The sequence below is a fragment of the Pseudomonas sp. KBS0710 genome, from assembly GCF_005938045.2.
Classification (GTDB): Bacteria; Pseudomonadota; Gammaproteobacteria; order Pseudomonadales; family Pseudomonadaceae; genus Aquipseudomonas.
The window spans coordinates 5,792,002-5,809,981 of record NZ_VCCF02000001.1 but is presented as its reverse complement, the minus strand read 5'-3'; the positions used below and the strand labels follow the sequence as shown (position 1 = coordinate 5,809,981).

Genomic DNA, 17,980 nt, shown 5'->3' with positions numbered 1-17,980 from the left:
AGCCAGGCTTTGCCGCGCCCGGCGAATCCCTCGGGAGAGCCATCATGCGTGCTGCTCAATTGAAAGCTGTATTGCCACGGGAGCTGCTGGCCTCGGTGGTTGTGTTTCTAGTCGCCCTGCCCTTGTGCATGGGTATTGCGATCGCGTCCGGCATGCCGCCGGCCAAGGGCTTGCTCACCGGGATTATCGGTGGCCTGGTGGTAGGTTGGCTGGCGGGGTCGCCGCTGCAGGTCAGTGGCCCGGCGGCGGGGCTGGCGGTGTTGGTGTTCGAGTTGGTGCGTCAACACGGGATGATGATGCTCGGGCCGATTCTATTGCTGGCGGGTTTCCTGCAACTGGTGGCCGGGCGCTTGCGCCTGGGCTGCTGGTTCCGGGTCACGGCGCCGGCGGTGGTGTACGGCATGCTGGCGGGTATCGGCGTATTGATTGTGTTGTCGCAGGTGCATGTGATGCTCGACGGCGCGCCCAAGCCCTCGGGGTTGGATAACCTGGCAGGCTTCCCGGCAGCCGTGGCCGAAGCCATTCCGACGCTGGGCGGTGGCCTGGGTTGGCAGGCTGGCTTGCTGGGGCTGTCGACCATGCTGGTGATGTACTGCTGGGATAAATTCCGTCCGCAAAAACTGCGCTTCGTACCGGGTGCCTTGTTGGGTGTGGGCCTGGCGACGGTGACGAGCCTGGTGCTGGCGTTGCAGGTCAAGCGCGTGGAGGTGCCGGAAAACCTCGCCGACGCCATCGACTGGCTACGCCCCAGCGACCTGCTGAACCTGGCCGATCCGCAACTGCTGATCGCCGCCTTCGCCGTGGCGTTTATTGCCAGCGCCGAAACCCTGCTGTCTGCGGCAGCGGTCGATCGGATGCACAGCGGTCAACGTTCCGATTTCGACAAGGAATTGTCAGCCCAAGGTGTCGGCAACATGCTCTGTGGCTTGGTTGGCGCCTTGCCGATGACCGGCGTGATCGTGCGCAGCTCGGCCAACGTGCAGGCCGGTGCTACCACGCGTCTGTCGGCGATGTTCCATGGTCTGTGGCTACTGGGTTTCGTGCTGTTGCTGTCGAGCGTGCTGCAAAGCATTCCGGTGGCGAGTTTGGCGGGCGTGCTGGTGTACACCGGGATCAAGCTGGTGGACGTCAAGGCGTTCCGCGCGCTGGGCCGTTATGGGCGGATGCCGATGTTCACCTATGCCGCCACGGCACTGGCAATCATCTTCACCGACCTGTTGACCGGCGTGTTGGTGGGCTTTGGGCTCACGTTGCTGAAGCTCGCGTTTAAAGCTTCGCGATTGAAAGTCAGCCTGATCGATTTGCCCCAGAAGGGTGAGATGGAGTTGCGATTGACCGGTGCTGCGACCTTCCTGAAAGTGCCGGCACTGACTCAGGTGCTGTCGACGGTGCCTGCGGGTACCACTTTGCATGTGCCGCTGAGTAACTTGAGCTACATCGACCATTCGTGTCTGGAGTTGCTGGAGGAATGGGGCCGGGCCAATGCGGCCAAGGGCTCGACGCTGGTGATCGAGGCGCGGGGGCTGAAGCGCAGGCTGGAAGGCCGGGTGAGGACGACGGTGGGGATAGGTTCGGCGCCGCCAGTGACCTGACGAAATCGGATCAAAACTGTGGGAGCGGGCTTGCTCGCGAAAGCGGTAGATCAGTCAACATCACTTTGGCTGACACACCGCCTTCGCGAGCAAGCCCGCTCCCACATTCAGATCTATGTTGGCTTGAAAATCAGGCCGGCTGTTCCAGCGCCAACTCAACGCCCAACTGCCGCGACAGGCACGGCCAGCGCTTCCACGCCGCTTCCGTTTCTGGGCTTTTCAGCTGTTCGCGATACGCCTCAACCGACTCCAGCGCAAAGCTCTCGTCGTTGAGCATCTCATCCACCGCCAAATGCACGGCCTCATCCAGCTGATTGGCGAATTGCTCACCGATCAGTTGATGGGCAATCAAGTTGGCAACAGTGGTATCCGCCGGAATCAACGGCTGGCCGAAATGCTTGATATACAGGTCGTTGACCTCTTCAACCAAGCGGTGAGCCAGGTAGGCCTCATCCAGCAGGCTGTCGAGACCTTCATGGCCGGCCAGGATTGCAGGCGGCTGCAGGAAGAAATGCTCGGCGATCTTCAGCACCGGTTTGATCTGGCTTTCGATACCGGCTTCGCGGGCCACATCGTTGGCGGCTTCCAGCAGGTCCGGAACCAGTCCGATGTAGGCAGTGACAAAGCGGGTCATGACAATGTTGCGATCACCGTCAGCCAGGGAAATGGCCGAATGCAGGTGCGGCAATTGTTTTTCCAGTTGCTGGGCAAGCTGGCCCGTAGTGGCTTCGTGTTGATGGGCACGGGAAATCTGCTCGCGCAATGCGGCGGTGTTCATGAAGGCTCCAGTGAAACAGGCGTAGGAAAAGGGAGAGGATAAGGTAGCTCGTTTATACGAGCGCCTAAGACGCATTTGTCATAATTATTTCATGGTTATGCATGCGCGTTATATCGAAATGCCATCGTTCGTCGGATAAACGTTTGCGCCCCCGGTTTTATTGGGCCCGCCCGTCTGTTTCTGCTCATTTGCCCCTACACATTGCGGGGTTGCAGGCGCTGTCTATACTCGGGTTTGTACGCAATTAGCTGATGACGCCCAACTGCATGACGCAGGCAAGGCTTGGCGGTTGTAAGCAGTATGGAAGCCGCTCCCTTCGCCGCAGGTGCAAACCGGCGGGATAACAAGAAACATAAAGGGGAACCCGCAATGACGCGACATCCACACGTTTGGATGGGCCTACTGTTGTGGTCAGTATTCGGCCAGGCGCACGCCGCCTGGACAACGAATATGGCGCCAGGGGCTACTGAAGTCAGTCACGCCGTGTTTGACCTGCACATGACCATTTTCTGGATCTGTGTGGTGATCGGCATCATCGTGTTTGGCGCGATGTTCTGGTCGATGATCCTGCACCGGCGCTCCACGGGCCAGGTGGCGGCCAAGTTTCACGAGAGCACGACCGTGGAAATCCTCTGGACCGTGGTGCCCTTGCTGATCCTGGTGGCCATGGCCATACCCGCGACCAAAACCCTGATCAACATTTACGACAGCAGTGAATCGGATATCGATATCCAGGTCACCGGCTATCAGTGGAAGTGGCACTACAAATACCTGGGCCAGGACGTGGAGTTCTTCAGCAACCTGGCCACGCCCGCCGAGCAGATCCATAACCAGGCGACGAAGGGCGAGCACTACTTGCTCGAAGTCGACCAGCCGCTGGTGCTGCCGGTGGGCGCCAAGGTGCGCTTTCTGGTGACGGCCGCCGACGTGATCCACTCCTGGTGGGTGCCGGCCTTTGCGGTCAAGCGCGATGCGATCCCCGGTTTCGTCAACGAGGCCTGGACCCGTGTCGAGAAGCCCGGCATCTACCGTGGCCAGTGCGCCGAGCTGTGCGGCAAGGACCACGGCTTCATGCCGATTGTGGTCGAGGTCAAATCCAAGGCCGACTACGACACTTGGCTGGGCGAGCGCAAAGCAGAAGCCGCCAAGCTCAAGGAGCTGACGTCCAAAGACTGGACGCTGGACGAGCTGGTGGCGCGTGGCGACAAGGTTTACCACACCACCTGCGTGGCCTGTCACCAGGCCGAAGGCCAGGGTTTGCCGCCAATGTTCCCGGCGCTCAAGGGCTCGCCGATTGCCATCGGGCCTAAGGAAGATCACCTGCACCGCGTGTATTTCGGCAAGCCCGGCACCGCCATGGCGGCGTTCGGCAAACAGCTGTCGGAAGTCGATATCGCCGCTGTGGTCACCTACGAGCGCAACGCCTGGGGCAACAACAAAGGCGACATGGTCACGCCCAAAGACGTGCTGGCTCTGAAACAGGCGGAAAGCAAATGACGGCCTCAACTGCGTATGCCCTGAACCGCACAGCCCCTTCCTTTGCAGGAGAACGGCCATGAGCACTGTGATCGACCATGGTCATGCCGACCATGCCCACGGCCCCGCCAAAGGCTTGATGCGCTGGGTGCTGACCACCAACCACAAAGACATCGGCACTATGTACCTGTGGTTCGCCTTCACCATGTTCCTGCTCGGCGGCTCGTTCGCCATGGTGATCCGCGCCGAGCTGTTCCAGCCCGGCCTGCAGATTGTGCAGCCGGCGTTCTTCAACCAGATGACCACCATGCACGGCCTGATCATGGTGTTTGGCGCGGTGATGCCGGCGTTCGTTGGCTTGGCCAACTGGATGATCCCGCTGATGATCGGCGCGCCAGACATGGCCTTGCCGCGCATGAACAACTTCAGTTTCTGGCTGTTGCCGGCAGCGTTCCTGCTGCTGGTATCCACGTTGTTCACGCCGGGCGGCGGGCCGAATTTCGGCTGGACCTTCTACGCCCCGCTCTCCACCACCTACGCGCCGGAAAGCGTGACGTTCTTCATCTTTGCCATTCACCTGATGGGCATCAGCTCGATCATGGGCGCGATCAACGTGGTCGCCACCATCCTCAACCTGCGCGCGCCCGGCATGACCTTGATGAAAATGCCGCTGTTCGTGTGGACCTGGCTGATCACCGCCTTCCTGCTGATCGCGGTGATGCCGGTGCTGGCCGGTTGCGTGACCATGATGTTGATGGACATCCACTTCGGCACCAGCTTTTTCAGTGCGGCCGGTGGCGGTGATCCGGTGTTGTTCCAGCATGTGTTCTGGTTCTTCGGCCACCCTGAGGTGTACATCATGATCCTGCCGGCGTTTGGCGCCGTCAGCTCGATCATCCCGACCTTCTCGCGCAAGCCGCTGTTCGGCTACACCTCGATGGTCTACGCCACGGCGAGCATCGCGTTCCTGTCGTTCATCGTGTGGGCGCACCACATGTTCGTGGTGGGTATTCCGCTGGTGGGCGAGCTGTTCTTCATGTACGCCACGCTGCTGATCGCAGTGCCCACGGGTGTGAAGGTGTTCAACTGGGTGAGCACCATGTGGCAAGGCTCGCTGACCTTCGAGACACCCATGCTGTTCGCCGTGGCCTTTGTGATTCTGTTCACCATCGGCGGTTTCTCCGGGCTGATGCTGGCGATTGCCCCGGCGGACTTCCAGTACCACGACACCTACTTTGTGGTGGCGCACTTCCATTACGTACTGGTGCCTGGGGCGATCTTCGGCATCTTCGCCTCGGCCTACTACTGGCTGCCGAAATGGACCGGCCACATGTACGACGAAACCCTGGGCAAGCTGCACTTCTGGCTGTCTTTTGTGGGCATGAACATGGCGTTCTTCCCGATGCACTTTGTCGGCCTGGCCGGCATGCCGCGCCGGGTACCGGACTACAACCTGCAGTTCGCCGACTTCAACATGGTTTCCTCGATCGGCGCGTTCATGTTTGGCGCTACGCAGATCTTCTTCCTGTTTATCGTGATCAAGTGCATCCGTGGCGGCCCGCCGGCACCGGCCAAGCCGTGGGATGGCGCTGAAGGCCTGGAATGGAGCATCCCCTCGCCTGCGCCGTATCACACGTTTACGACGCCGCCGGAGGTCAAGTGAACGCGTCGATGCAGGTCGACTCGGTGTCCTGTGGGAGCTGCCTTGCCTGCGATAGCGGTGTGTCAGGCACCGAATCTATCGCCTGCCAGGGCCTCATCGCAGGCAAGCCAGCTCCCACAGAAAAACCGAGAGCGGGTGAGCGCCATGCTTGAGGCCGTCCCGATCAAGCGCTTGGTCACTCGCCTGCTGATCCTGGTGGTGGCCATGTTCGCCTTCGGCTTCGCCCTGGTGCCGATCTACGACGTGATGTGCAAGGCGTTCGGCATCAATGGCAAGACCGCCGGGCAGTACGAGGGCGAGCAGGTGGTGGACCCCACACGCCAAGTGCGCGTGCAGTTCATGTCCACCAATGCCATCGACATGGTGTGGGAGTTCCACTCCAAAGCCGATGAAGTGGTGGTCAACCCCGGCGCCGTCACCGAGATGCTGTTCGTGGCCTATAACCCCACTGACAAACCCATGACCGCCCAGGCCGTACCGAGTATTTCCCCAGCCGAAGCGGCGATGTATTTCCACAAGACCGAATGTTTTTGCTTCACCCAGCAAGTGCTGCAGCCAGGTCAGCGCATAGAAATGCCCGTGCGCTTTATCGTCGATCGCGCCATGCCCAAGGATGTGAAGCATTTGACCCTGGCATACACGCTGTTTGACATCACTGCGCGCCAACCGCCGGTGGCCGTCCATACCGGCGGCTAGCTACTGTTTGCCCCCTCAATCAGGAGAGCGAATACATGTCGTCTCATGATACGTACTACGTACCAGCGCAAAGCAAATGGCCAATAATTGCTACGTTTGGCATGTTGATCACGGTGTACGGCCTGGCCGTGTGGTTCAACGACCTGAAGGCGGCGCGCCCGGAATCCCATGGCCCGTGGATCTTCTTCGTCGGCGGGCTGTTGCTGGCCTACATGCTGTTCGGCTGGTTCGGCGCGGTGATCAAGGAAAGCCGCGCGGGTTTGTACAGCCCGCAGATGGACCGCTCGTTCCGCTGGGGCATGACCTGGTTCATCTTTTCCGAGGTGATGTTCTTTATCGCGTTCTTCGGTGCACTGTTTTATGTGCGGCATATGTCCGCGCCGTGGCTGGCGGGCGAAGGCTCCAAGGGCGTCGCGCACATGCTGTGGCCGAACTTCGAATTTGCCTGGCCGTTGCTCAACAATCCCGACCCGAAACTGTACCCGCCGCCCGAAGGCACCATCAGCCCGTGGGGCTTGCCGCTGGTCAATACGATCTTGCTGGTCAGCTCCAGCGTGACCATCACCATCGCCCACCATGCCTTGCGCAAGGGCCACCGCGGGGCGCTGAAAATCTGGCTGGCGCTGACGGTGCTGCTGGGTTGGGCCTTTTTGGGTTTTCAGGCCGAGGAGTACATGCACGCTTACAAAGAGCTGGGCCTGACCCTCGGCTCGGGCGTGTACGGCGCGACCTTCTTCATGCTCACCGGCTTTCACGGCGCCCACGTGACCATCGGCACCATCATTCTGTTCGTGATGCTGATGCGCATCCTCAAGGGGCACTTCAACGCCGAGCACCAGTTCGGTTTCGAGGCGGCCAGTTGGTACTGGCACTTTGTGGATGTGGTGTGGATCGGCCTATTTTTCTTCGTTTATGTGCTGTGAAGCGTTTTACCACGGTGCATGAGAGACCAGCTGGCCGCTGAAAAAGCCCCAGGCGATCAAGCCCACGGTGATCGCGGCCAGTACCACACGCACGGTCAAGGCGGTGACGAGGCGGTTGGAGTTGCCCTCGTCCTTGACCAGAAAGAACAAGCCACTGAACAGGCTCACGACAGTCGCGATCAGCATCAGGGCAATGGCTGCTTTGAGCATGGTCAGGTTCCATTCGGATGGGCGGGCAATGAAAAGGCGGGCAATGAAAACAAGTATAGCCAGCGCCATAAAAGACTTTCGTCCAGGGCTCGCTCCCACGCTGGTGGTGTTGGTATTGCTGCCGCTGATGGTGGGCCTGGGGTTCTGGCAACTGGCTCGCGGGCATGAAAAACAGCTGCTGGTGGACAGCTATACCGAACGGCGTGTGGCTGAGCCGGTCAGCAGCGTGCAGCTTGCTGGCATGGCTGACCCGGCCTTTCGCCGCGTGCGCCTGCGCGGCCAATTCGATGCTGAGCACAGCGTGCTGCTCGACAACCGCATGCGCGACGGCAAGGCCGGTGTTGAACTCTTGCAGCCCTTTCACGACCAGGCCAGCGGCGAATGGCTGCTACTCAATCGCGGCTGGCTGCCCTGGCCGGACCGGCGCACGCCGCCCGTGTTCTCCACACCTGAACAACCGTTGAATCTGGATGCCTGGGTGTACATCGCCCCCGGCGAAACCTTCCAACTGCACGCCGACCCCGCCACCACGCAATGGCCGCGCTTGCTGACGGCGTTGCATCCCGCCGCGCTCTGGGCGGAGTTGGGCCGCAGCGGTTTTGCCTATGAGCTGCGCGCCGAGCCCGGCCCCGGAACCTATGACACGACCTGGCCGGTGGTCGCCATGGGCCCGGAAAAACACTTGGGCTACGCCGTGCAGTGGTTCGCCATGGCACTGGCGTTGCTGGCGCTTTACCTCTACCTCGGATGGCATAACAAAAAGGAGAAACCCCATGGGAGCGGCCATGAATCCACCCAGCACGTCTGAGGCGCCCGACCGGCGCAAAGGCCGCTGGCAGCTGATTCTGATCCTGATGATGGTGATCGGCCCGATGGCGCTGGCCACCTTTATGTACAAGTTGCAGTTCTGGGTGCCCGACAGCCGCAGTTACCACGGTGAGATGATCGGCAACGGCCAGACCCGCGCCGACATTGGCGTGCAGGCCGATGAGGATCGCTGGCAACTGTTGGTCACCGCACCCACCGCGTGTGCCGCCGACTGCCAGCAACTGGTGTACCTGGCGCGCCAGCTGCAAATCAGCCTGGGTCGGGATGCCTCCCGTGCCAGCCATGCCCTGGCCAGCGCGCAACCGGTGAGCAGCGATTACGACGCCAAGCTCAAGGCCGAGTACCCGCAACTGCAGCGCTACCCGCTGGACCCGACCACCTTCAGTAAAAACGCGGCTGCGCCGGGTGAGGCGCAGCTGTGGATCGTCGACCCCCACGGCAACCTGGTGCTGCGCTACGACGCCAAGGTCAAGGGCAAGGATTTGCTCAACGACCTGCGCTTACTGCTGAAACTGTCGAACATCGGATAAGGGCATCGTCATGGCCAAACCTGGATTTCGCCTCGCGTTGTTTGCCACTTTGCTGGCGCTGATCGTTGTGCTGCTCGGCGCCTATACACGCTTGACCCACGCCGGCCTCGGCTGCCCGGACTGGCCCGGCTGCTACGGGTTTATCAGCGTGCCGCAAAGCGAGGCCCAGCTGGCGCATGCCGAGCTGCATTTTCCCGATACTCCGGTTGAAGCCGACAAGGGCTGGGCCGAGATGACGCATCGCTACTTTGCCGGCACCTTGGGCTTGCTGATCGTGCTGCTGGCGGCGCGCTCGTGGCGCCATCGGCGTGATCCAGGGCAGCCAGTGAAATTGCCGCTGTTTGTGTTGGCGGTGGTGTTTGCCCAGGCGGCGTTCGGTATGTGGACGGTGACGCTCAAGCTGTGGCCGCAAGTGGTCACGGGGCATTTGCTCGGCGGCTTTGCCACGTTGAGCCTGTTGTTTTTACTCACCTTGCGCCTGTCCGGCGTGCTGCCCGCATTGATCGTGCCCAAGCGCCTGCAATATTGGGCCACGGCGGGCCTGGTGCTGGTGATCGGGCAGATTGCGCTGGGCGGTTGGGTCAGTTCCAACTACGCAGCCGTGGCCTGTGTCGACTTGCCGACGTGCCATGGCGAGTGGTGGCCGGCGGCGGATTTTGCCAACGGGTTTCACCTCACCCAGCATATCGGCCCCAATTACCTCGGCGGCCAGCTCGACAGTGAAGCGCGCACTGCCATCCACCTGACCCATCGAATCGGCGCGGTGCTGGTGACGCTGGTACTGCTGGGCCTGGCCTGGCAATTGCGCGCAGTCGGCATGACGCGGCTGTCGGGCCTGCTGCTGATCGCCCTGGCGGCGCAAATCTGCCTGGGCGTGAGCAATGTGGCGTTCGGCCTGCCGTTGCCGGTAGCGGTCGGGCACAACGCAGGCGGGGCGGGTTTGTTGCTGACGCTGGTGCTGGTCAACTACCACGCCCGTACCAGCCTGGTGCGGGTGCGCAATCAGCTGCCGTTTGGCTGGCGTTTTATCCCGCGCAAACACGTAGCGGGCCTCATCACCCTTAAAGGAGAGATGCCATGGCGACCTTGATCGGCGCGCGTCACGATCAGGCGATCTGGCGGGATTACCTGGAGCTGACCAAGCCGAAAGTGGTGGTGCTGATGCTCATCACGTCGTTGGTGGGTATGTTCCTCGCGACCCGCGCCGGGGTGCCGTGGACGGTGCTGGTGTTCGGCAATTTGGGTATTGCCCTGTGCGCCGGTGGTGCGGCGGCGGTCAACCATGTGGTGGATCGGCGGATTGATGCAGTGATGGCGCGCACGCATAAACGGCCGTTGGCAGAAGGGCGCGTGTCACCCGTGGCGGCATTGGCCTTTGCATTGTTTCTGGCTGTTGCAGGTTTGGCCTTGTTGCTGGCGTTCACCAACCCGTTGGCGGCCTGGCTCACGTTGGCCTCATTGCTGGGTTACGCGGTGATCTACACCGGCTTTCTCAAGCGCGCCACGCCACAAAATATCGTGATCGGCGGCCTGGCCGGTGCTGCGCCGCCGCTGCTCGGCTGGGTGGCGGTTACCGGGCATGTCAGCGCCGAGCCGCTGCTGCTGGTGCTGATCATCTTCGCCTGGACCCCGCCGCACTTCTGGGCCCTGGCCATTCACCGCAAGGAGGAATACGCCAAGGCCGATATCCCGATGCTGCCGGTCACCCACGGCGAGCACTACACCAAGGTGCATATCCTGCTCTACACCTTTGCCTTGCTGGCGGTGAGCCTGATGCCCTATGTGATCCACATGAGTGGCCTGCTGTACCTGGCGTGTGCACTGGTATTGGGCGGGCGCTTTCTGCAATGGGCCTGGGTGCTGTACCGTGGCGGCAAGCCGCACGCGGCGATCAACACCTTCAAGTACTCTATCTGGTACTTGCTGCTGCTGTTTATCGCGCTGCTCGTCGACCACTACCTATTGTTGAACCTATGACTCGAACTCAAAAAACCGTCTTTATCCTGGTGGCCATCGTCGCGTTGATCATGGGCCTTACCGTCAACAAAGTGCTCAGCGGCAAAGGCCAGGGCGACCCTACCGCACTGATCGACGCCGGCATCATCCTGCTGCCGCAAAGCCGCCAGCTGCCGCCGGTGACCATGACCAACCAGGACGGCCAGACGGTGGTGGTCAACGAGCTGAAAGGCAAATGGAGCCTGCTGTTCTTCGGTTATACCTTCTGCCCCGATATCTGCCCGACCACCCTCGCGCAACTGCGCCAAATCAAGAGCGAGCTGCCTAAAGAGGCGGTGGATAAGTTGCAGGTGATCCTGGTCAGCGTCGACCCGAACCGCGATACGCCGACCCAGCTCAAGCAGTACCTGGGCTACTTCGACCCACAATTCGAAGGCCTGACCGGCGCGAATGTGGAGGATGTGCAGAAGGTCTCGAACGCGGTGAGCATTCCATTTATTCCGGCTGATACCAGCAAGCCCAACTACACCGTGGACCACAGCGGCAACCTGGCGCTGATCGGCCCGGACGGCACGCAGCGTGGGTTTATTCGTGCGCCGCTGAATAACCAAAAGCTGGTGGCGCAGTTGCCGGGTTTGCTACAGCGCAAGTAGGCCAATCACCAGCCTAACCAACAACACAAGTAACCTGTGGGAGCGGGCTTGCTCGCGAAGGCGGTGGTTCAGTCGATAAATTGGGTGACTGACACTCCGCATTCGCGAGCAAGCCCGCTCCCACATTGGGTTTTGTGCAAGGTTTGAACAGGGTGTCGTCGGAGATTTCCCACGTGTTGTCGCGCTGTGCGTGAACTTGTTGGACGGTGTTGGGGTGGCTAGTCTTTGGCCTGTCGCTGCAAATTCAGTGACAGGGCGTAGGAACCCTTTTATGTACCCTTGGCGTCATAGCGCCACCGTCTGATTGCGGCGTTTTTTTTGTGCCCGTACTATCAGTCGCGGCGGCTATGCGCGGGCACGTTTCGACGTGGCTGAGATCCCTGGGTACTCGGTTCCTACCCCGCGTATGGCTGCCACCCATGCCCGTAGGAAGGCTGTTGGCAGCTCCTGTTCATACCCGGAGTTGTCCCAATGCAATCACTTACCCCTGATCCACCGATCACCCCCAAAGTCTTCACCCGCCACCATCACCAGCTGCACGCCGTGCTGATAAACAACCAACCCTGGTTCAGCGCCTCCGACATCGGCCACCTGATGGGCTTGCACCTGAACCCTGCGCTACTGCGCAAGCTCGATCCCGACCAGCAACACACCCTGCCCCTGATCACTCATGGCCACTGTGCGCCGACGTTGATGGTCAGTGAGTCTGGCGTCTACGCGCTGCTTATCTACCACTACTACCCGGAGAATCGGTGCCTGCGCCAATGGCTGACCCATGAGGTGGTGCCAGCCCTGCACTGATAGCAAAAACCACACAAAACAAATGTGGGAGCTGGCTTGCCTGCGATAGCGGCAGGCCAGTCAACATCTTCAGTGACTGACACTCTGCTATCGCGGGCAAGCCCGCTCCCACATTAGGTTTACGGTGTAGCTCTGGATCAGAACGCCGGCAGAATCGCGCCTTTGTACTTCTCAAGAATGAACGCTTTCACTTCCGGCGTGTGCAGGGCTGCAACCAGCTTCTTCACGGCGTCCGAATCCTTGTTGTCTTCGCGGGTCACCAGGATGTTCACGTAAGGCGAGTCGTTGCCTTCGATCACCAGCGCATCCTTGGATGGGTCCAGCTTGGCTTCCAGGGCGTAGTTGGTGTTGATCAGTGCCAGGTCGACCTGGGTCAGCACGCGCGGCAGTGTCGCGGCTTCCAGTTCGCGGAATTTCAGGCCTTTCGGGTTGCCGGTGATGTCCTTGGTGGTCGACAGGATGTTGGTCGGGTCCTTCAGGGTGATCAGTTTGTGCTTGGCCAGCAGCAAAAGCGCACGGCCGCCGTTGGTGGCGTCGTTCGGGATCACGACATTGGCGCCGCTTGGCAGATCGTCCAGTTTTTTGTACTTGCTGGAGTAAGCGCCCAGGGGTTCCAGGTGTACCGCGCCAACGCTCACCAGGTGAGTGCCCTTGGCTTTGTTGAACTCATCCAGGTAAGGCTGGTGCTGGAAGAAGTTGGCGTCCAGGCGTTTTTCAGCCACTTGTACGTTTGGCTGCACGTAGTCGGTGAAGACTTTGACCTGCAGGTCCACGCCTTCTTTGGCGAGTGCAGGCTTCACGAATTCGAGGATTTCCGCGTGGGGCACCGGCGATGCTGCGACTGTAATAGTCTCGGCAGCATGGGCGGAAAACGCGGCAACGGCGGCGAAAGCAACCAGTAGTTTTTTCATCCAACAAGCTCCTTGTTCGGGCATGTGCCGGCGGGGGCCGGCAATGGCCGTTATTTTCGAGAAAAATGCACCACCAGCTTGTCGCCGACGGTTTGCAGAATTTGCACCAGGATTAACAGCATCACCACGGTGACCACCATCACATCGGTCTGGAAACGCTGATAACCGAAGCGGATCGCCAGGTCACCCAAGCCACCGGCACCCACCACACCGGCCATGGCCGTGTAGGAAACCAGTGTAATAGCCGTCACCGTAATCGCTGCGAAAATGCCAGGGCGAGCTTCGGGTAGCAGCGCGTTGATTATGATCTGACGCGTGCTGGCGCCCATGGACTGCGTGGCCTCGATGATGCCGCGGTCCACTTCACGCAAGGCGGTTTCCACCAGGCGCGCGAAGAACGGCGTCGCACCTACCACCAGCGGCGGGATCGCGCCGGCCACCCCCAGCGAAGTGCCGGTGATGAGTACAGTGAACGGGATCATCACAATCAGCAGGATGATGAACGGCAGCGAACGCAGGATGTTCACGATCAGCGACAGCAGCGCGTACAGGCCTTTTTGTTCAAACAGCTGGCGCGGGCTGGTCAGGAACAACAGCACGCCCAACGGCAGGCCCAGCACCACGGTGAAGAATAGCGAGCCGAACAGCATGGTCATGGTGTCGCCGGTTGCCAGCCATATTTCGGACCAGTCGATATTGGCGAAGAAACTCAACAGGACTTCCATTAGCGCAGAACCTCCATGTGGACGTCTGCCGCAGTAAAGCGGGCGAAGGCGGCGTCCATGTCCCCGCCGGTCACGGCGAGGGTCAGTTGGCCGTAGGGGGTATCTTTGATGTGGTCGATGCGACCGGCAAGGATGCTGTAGTCCACCCCTGTTTCACGGGCGACGGTCCCCAGCAATGGCGCGTAGGTCGCTTCGCCCTGGAACGTCAGGCGCACGATGCGGCCTGGCACATGGGCAAAGGCATCACGCTGCTCGCCTTCATCGACTTGCTCGGCTTCCTGCACAAAGCGCTTGGTGGTCGGGTGCTTGGGGTGCAGGAACACCTCGGCCACCGAGCCTTGCTCGACGATCACGCCGGCGTCCATCACGGCCACCTGGTCGCACACGCGGCGGATCACGTCCATTTCATGGGTGATCAGCACGATGGTCAGCTTTAGCTCGCGGTTGATCTCAGCCAACAGTTGCAGCACCGAGGCGGTGGTTTGCGGGTCGAGGGCGCTGGTGGCTTCGTCGCACAGCAGAATCTTTGGCTTGGTCGCCAGAGCGCGGGCAATGCCGACGCGTTGCTTCTGGCCGCCGGACAATTGCGCCGGGTACTTCTTGGCATGGTCCGACAGGCCCACGCGGGCGAGCAGTTCAGCCACGCGCAGGTCGATGTCTTTACGCGACAACTCGCCGGCCAGGGTCAGTGGCAGCGCCACGTTGTCGGCAACGGTCTTGGACGCCAGCAGGTTGAAGTGCTGGAAGATCATGCCGACTTGCTGGCGGAAACGGCGCAGGCCGTTGGCGTCCAGGGCGGTGACTTCTTCACCGTCGACGTTGATCTGACCGCCGCTTGGCTGTTCCAGGCGGTTGATCAGGCGCAGCAGGGTACTTTTGCCCGCACCGGAATGGCCAATCAGGCCGAACACCTGGCCGTTTTCGACGCGCAGGCTGGTGGGGTGCAGTGCGGGGATTTCCTTACCGGCGACGCGGTAGGTTTTATGGACGTTATGAAACTCGATCACGTAGCGAACCTTGTGGGGCGCATGGAAAAGGGATCAGCGGTTAGCCGGGCGCGCATTTTAGCCTGTCCGTATAGCGTTTCTTAGCATTTATTTCGCATTCAACCAGCGATTTGGCAATAACGCGATCAAAGGTCATAAAAAAGGAACGGCTAAAAACCCCATCAGTCACTACTTAAGCAACGCGATTTCCTCAGGTGCCGTGCCTGGGGTTTTGCTCAAACGAGCCGGGGACCGCTCTGGCCACTTTGATTAAGGAGTTTTGCCTGATGAGTACCAAGAAGCCAGCCACCCCGCCCAAGAGTGAGCTTGCGGGCACCGATACCCTGGACCGTAGCAATACCAACGCCAAGCTGCAGGCCCTGGAAGAGTTTCGCTCCGATGCGACCGGCCAGGCGCTGCGCACCAACCAGGGCGTCAAGATTTCCGATAACCAGAACACTCTTAAAGTCGGCGCCCGTGGCCCCTCGCTGCTGGAAGACTTCATCATGCGTGAAAAAATCACGCACTTTGACCATGAGCGAATCCCGGAGCGCATCGTGCATGCCCGTGGCACCGGCGCCCATGGTTATTTCCAGACCTATCAGAACCATTCGGCGCTGAGCAAGGCCGGGTTCCTGCGTAACCCGGAGCATAAAACTCCAGTGTTCGTGCGCTTCTCCACCGTGCAAGGCCCGCGTGGTTCGGGCGATACCGTGCGTGACGTGCGTGGCTTTGCCGTGAAGTTCTTCACCGACGAAGGCAACTTCGACCTGGTGGGCAACAACATGCCGATCTTCTTTATTCAGGATGCGATCAAGTTTCCGGACTTTGTGCATGCCGTAAAACCTGAGCCGCACAACGAGATTCCTACTGGCGGTTCGGCCCACGATACGTTCTGGGATTTCGTCTCGCTGCAGCCGGAGTCGGCACATATGGTGCTCTGGGCCATGTCTGACCGTGCCATTCCGAAAAGCCTGCGATCGATGCAGGGTTTTGGTATTCACACCTTCCGGTTGATCAATACCGAAGGTAAGTCCAGCTTCGTTAAATTCCACTGGCACCCGAAGGTCGGCACTTGCTCGCTGGTGTGGGACGAAGCGCAAAAGCTTGCAGGTAAAGACACCGATCACCACCGTCGCGACCTGTGGGAAGCGATCGAGGGCGGCGACTACCCTGAGTGGGAATTGGGCGTGCAAATCGTTGCTGAAGAGGACGAGCACAAGTTCGACTTCGACCTGCTTGACCCGACCAAGATCATCCCCGAAGAGCTGGTGCCGATTACGCCGCTGGGCAAGATGGTGCTCAACCGTAACCCGGACAACTTCTTTGCCGAGGTCGAACAGGTCGCCTTCTGCCCAGGCCATATCGTGCCGGGTATCGACTTCACCAACGACCCGCTGCTGCAAGGCCGTCTGTTTTCCTACACCGATACGCAGATCAGCCGACTCGGTGGCCCGAACTTTCATGAGCTGCCGATCAACCGGCCGGTCACACCGTTCCATAACGGCCAGCGCGATGCCCAGCATCGCACGGTGATCGACAAGGGCCGTGCAGCCTACGAGCCGAACTCGATTGATGGCGGTTGGCCGAAAGAAACGCCACCGGCGGCTCAGGATGGCGGGTTCGAAACGTATTACGAGCGCGTTGATGCCAACAAGGTGCGTGAGCGCAGTGAGTCGTTCGGCGACCATTTCTCCCAAGCCACGCTGTTTTTCCACAGCATGAGCCACCATGAGAAAGAGCACATCATCGCGGCCTATAGCTTCGAGTTGGGCAAGGTTGAGCGTGAGTTTATTCGCGCGCGTCAGGTTAACGAGATCCTCGCCAATATCGACCTGGAGCTGGCCAAGCGCGTGGCGCAGAACCTCGGTTTGCCGGCGCCGACCAAAGGCACGGTGCCGCCACGCAAGACGTCGCTGAAAGAGTCCCCGGCGTTGAGCCAGGTGAACCTGCTGTCGGGCGACATCAAAACACGCAAAGTCGCAATTCTCGCGGCTAACGGTGTGGATGGTGCAGCGATTGCGGCGTTGAAGAAGGCGTTGGCCGCCGAAGGTGCGCATGCCAAGGTGCTGGGGCCGACGTCGGCACCGGTGAAGACTGCGGATGGCAAGAGCCTGCCGGTGGATGCGTCGATGGAAGGCATGCCGTCGGTGGCGTTTGATGCGGTGTTCGTGCCGGGCGGTAAAGAGTCGATCAAGGCGCTGAGCGGCGATGGTGTGGCGTTGCACTTCGTGTTGGAGGCGTACAAGCACTTGAAGGCGATTGCGGTTGCCACTGATGCCAAGCCGTTGCTGGATCAGCTCAAGCTGGAGGCGGATGCGGGGTTGATCGTTGGCGCGGATGCCAAGGCGTTCAAGGCATTCTTTGCGGCGATTGCGCAGCATCGGGTGTGGGCACGGGAGCCTAAGGCCAAGGCGATTCCGGCTTAAGAAATTGGTTGTTTGTTAGATCGCTATCGCAGGCAAGCCAGCTCCCACCTTTGAACTGTGAATACATTCAAATGTGGGAGCTGGCTTGCCTGCGATGGCTTTACTCGGTTTTGCGCGGAATCAACACAACCTGCGCCGGGATGTGTTTCACAATCTGCCGGTGAATCTTCAGGTCATACGCTGAATCAATGCGCTTCACCCGTTTGGTCAGCAGTGTGGCCAGCCACGGGTAATCCTGGGTGCGCGGCGCCTGAATGGTCACATCGCACTGGTAATTCACCACATCGGTGGCGATCGCGTCCAACTGATGGCGAAGTTCTTCAATATCGGTGAGGTTCAGCGCAACGGTGGTGCTTTGAGCCGCCGGGTCGATGACCTTGGCGGGTGGCTTGGCTTCAGCGGCTTTCAGGGCGGCTTCGGCTTTCTCCAGCTCGGCTTTGCGGGCGTGGCTGATGGCGCTGTTGACGCCGCCAGTAAGCGCCGGAGCCTTGGGCATCAAGGCGCGTGCGCGACTTAGCGCCGTAGCGGCGGCATTCACATCACCTTTTTGCAACACGATCTGGCTGCGCTGCAGGTAGGCTTCGGCCAATTGGCGCTGGTAGTTTTCCAGCGCCGGGTCGTTGGGCGATTGGGCCTGCAATGCGGCCAGCTCGTCTTCGGCGGTGGCCAGTTCACTGCTGGCCAGGTTTTGCTCCAGCTGCGCGATGGCCGCAGCACGCGGGTCCTGCGCCTCAGGGGCGGCAGGCGGTGTGCTTTGGCAGGCGCCCAGCAGCAGGGAAAATGCGGCAAGGAGCAGATAACGGGAGTTGAACGGCTTCATTCC

General features: G+C 60.5%; 18 protein-coding genes. 12 read left to right on the top strand and 6 right to left on the bottom strand.

The genetic code is table 11. The annotated features are described in order from the left end of the window. Positions 1 to 44 precede the first annotated feature (44 nt). Positions 45 to 1,592 (top strand): SulP family inorganic anion transporter, encoded by a 1,548-nt coding sequence (locus FFI16_RS26445; protein ID WP_138813161.1) that lies wholly within the window; start codon positions 45 to 47, stop codon positions 1,590 to 1,592. Positions 1,593 to 1,722: 130 nt separating this feature from the next. Here the strand turns inward: FFI16_RS26445 and FFI16_RS26440 are convergent, their stop codons facing one another. Beyond that, positions 1,723 to 2,370, bottom strand: a complete 648-nt coding sequence (locus FFI16_RS26440; protein ID WP_138813160.1) for a hypothetical protein — start codon at positions 2,368 to 2,370, stop codon at positions 1,723 to 1,725. A gap of 369 nt (positions 2,371 to 2,739) precedes the next feature. Here FFI16_RS26440 and coxB point away from each other — a divergent pair, with 369 nt between their 5' ends. The 4 genes from coxB to FFI16_RS26420 all read left to right on the top strand — a co-directional run bounded on the left by coxB (position 2,740) and on the right by FFI16_RS26420 (position 7,128). Then, a complete protein-coding gene (gene coxB, locus FFI16_RS26435; protein ID WP_138813159.1) occupies positions 2,740 to 3,867 on the top strand; it encodes a cytochrome c oxidase subunit II in 1,128 nt (375 codons plus the stop codon). 58 nt (positions 3,868 to 3,925) lie between these two features. Beyond that, on the top strand, positions 3,926 to 5,509 hold the full coding sequence (gene ctaD / locus FFI16_RS26430) for a cytochrome c oxidase subunit I (RefSeq protein ID WP_017137901.1): 1,584 nt from the start codon (positions 3,926 to 3,928) through the stop codon (positions 5,507 to 5,509). 144 nt (positions 5,510 to 5,653) lie between these two features. Further along, positions 5,654 to 6,205, top strand: a complete 552-nt coding sequence (locus FFI16_RS26425; protein WP_138813158.1) for a cytochrome c oxidase assembly protein — start codon at positions 5,654 to 5,656, stop codon at positions 6,203 to 6,205. 35 nt (positions 6,206 to 6,240) lie between these two features. Beyond that, positions 6,241 to 7,128 carry a cytochrome c oxidase subunit 3 gene (locus tag FFI16_RS26420; RefSeq protein ID WP_138813157.1) on the top strand — a complete coding sequence of 296 codons (888 nt, stop codon included), beginning with the start codon at positions 6,241 to 6,243 and terminating at the stop codon, positions 7,126 to 7,128. 6 nt (positions 7,129 to 7,134) lie between these two features. Here the strand turns inward: FFI16_RS26420 and FFI16_RS26415 are convergent, their stop codons facing one another. Beyond that, positions 7,135 to 7,338, bottom strand: coding sequence for a twin transmembrane helix small protein (locus tag FFI16_RS26415; protein ID WP_016969525.1), 204 nt, complete (start codon positions 7,336 to 7,338; stop codon positions 7,135 to 7,137). 43 nt (positions 7,339 to 7,381) lie between these two features. Between FFI16_RS26415 and FFI16_RS26410 the strand changes: the two genes are divergently transcribed. The 6 genes from FFI16_RS26410 to FFI16_RS26385 all read left to right on the top strand — a co-directional run bounded on the left by FFI16_RS26410 (position 7,382) and on the right by FFI16_RS26385 (position 12,106). Further along, positions 7,382 to 8,146 (top strand): SURF1 family protein, encoded by a 765-nt coding sequence (locus FFI16_RS26410; protein WP_138813156.1) that lies wholly within the window; start codon positions 7,382 to 7,384, stop codon positions 8,144 to 8,146. Then, the gene (locus FFI16_RS26405) at positions 8,112 to 8,696 is read left to right on the top strand and encodes a hypothetical protein (RefSeq protein WP_138813155.1); all 585 of its coding nucleotides are present in this window, start codon (positions 8,112 to 8,114) and stop codon (positions 8,694 to 8,696) included. The genes FFI16_RS26410 and FFI16_RS26405 overlap by 35 nt, the downstream gene beginning before the upstream one ends. A 10-nt stretch (positions 8,697 to 8,706) precedes the next feature. Beyond that, complete coding sequence (locus FFI16_RS26400; RefSeq protein WP_138813154.1) at positions 8,707 to 9,786, top strand: heme A synthase; 1,080 nt, start codon at positions 8,707 to 8,709, stop codon at positions 9,784 to 9,786. Further along, a complete protein-coding gene (cyoE, locus tag FFI16_RS26395) occupies positions 9,774 to 10,673 on the top strand; it encodes a heme o synthase (protein WP_138813153.1) in 900 nt (299 codons plus the stop codon). The genes FFI16_RS26400 and cyoE overlap by 13 nt, the downstream gene beginning before the upstream one ends. Continuing rightward, positions 10,670 to 11,305, top strand: coding sequence for an SCO family protein (locus tag FFI16_RS26390; RefSeq protein WP_138813152.1), 636 nt, complete (start codon positions 10,670 to 10,672; stop codon positions 11,303 to 11,305). The genes cyoE and FFI16_RS26390 overlap by 4 nt, the downstream gene beginning before the upstream one ends. 471 nt (positions 11,306 to 11,776) lie before the next feature. Further along, positions 11,777 to 12,106, top strand: coding sequence for a Bro-N domain-containing protein (locus FFI16_RS26385; RefSeq protein ID WP_138813151.1), 330 nt, complete (start codon positions 11,777 to 11,779; stop codon positions 12,104 to 12,106). A gap of 137 nt (positions 12,107 to 12,243) precedes the next feature. Here the strand turns inward: FFI16_RS26385 and FFI16_RS26375 are convergent, their stop codons facing one another. Genes FFI16_RS26375 through FFI16_RS26365 form a run of 3 tightly spaced genes read right to left on the bottom strand, consistent with a single transcriptional unit; the run spans position 12,244 to position 14,749 of the window. Continuing rightward, positions 12,244 to 13,017: a MetQ/NlpA family ABC transporter substrate-binding protein gene (locus tag FFI16_RS26375; RefSeq protein ID WP_138813149.1), complete on the bottom strand. Its 774-nt coding sequence runs from the start codon at positions 13,015 to 13,017 to the stop codon at positions 12,244 to 12,246. 50 nt (positions 13,018 to 13,067) lie between these two features. After that, the gene (locus tag FFI16_RS26370; protein ID WP_056861003.1) at positions 13,068 to 13,742 is read right to left on the bottom strand and encodes a methionine ABC transporter permease; all 675 of its coding nucleotides are present in this window, start codon (positions 13,740 to 13,742) and stop codon (positions 13,068 to 13,070) included. Then, positions 13,742 to 14,749, bottom strand: coding sequence for a methionine ABC transporter ATP-binding protein (locus FFI16_RS26365; protein WP_138813148.1), 1,008 nt, complete (start codon positions 14,747 to 14,749; stop codon positions 13,742 to 13,744). The genes FFI16_RS26370 and FFI16_RS26365 overlap by 1 nt, the downstream gene beginning before the upstream one ends. Positions 14,750 to 15,015: 266 nt before the next feature. Here FFI16_RS26365 and katE point away from each other — a divergent pair, with 266 nt between their 5' ends. Next, positions 15,016 to 17,157, top strand: a complete 2,142-nt coding sequence (gene katE, locus FFI16_RS26360; RefSeq protein WP_138813147.1) for a catalase HPII — start codon at positions 15,016 to 15,018, stop codon at positions 17,155 to 17,157. Positions 17,158 to 17,257: 100 nt separating this feature from the next. On the opposite strand, the gene FFI16_RS26355 is transcribed toward katE, so the two are convergent. Next, positions 17,258 to 17,977 (bottom strand): PA5502 family lipoprotein, encoded by a 720-nt coding sequence (locus FFI16_RS26355; RefSeq protein WP_138813146.1) that lies wholly within the window; start codon positions 17,975 to 17,977, stop codon positions 17,258 to 17,260. Between the last annotated feature and the right edge of the window lie 3 nt (positions 17,978 to 17,980).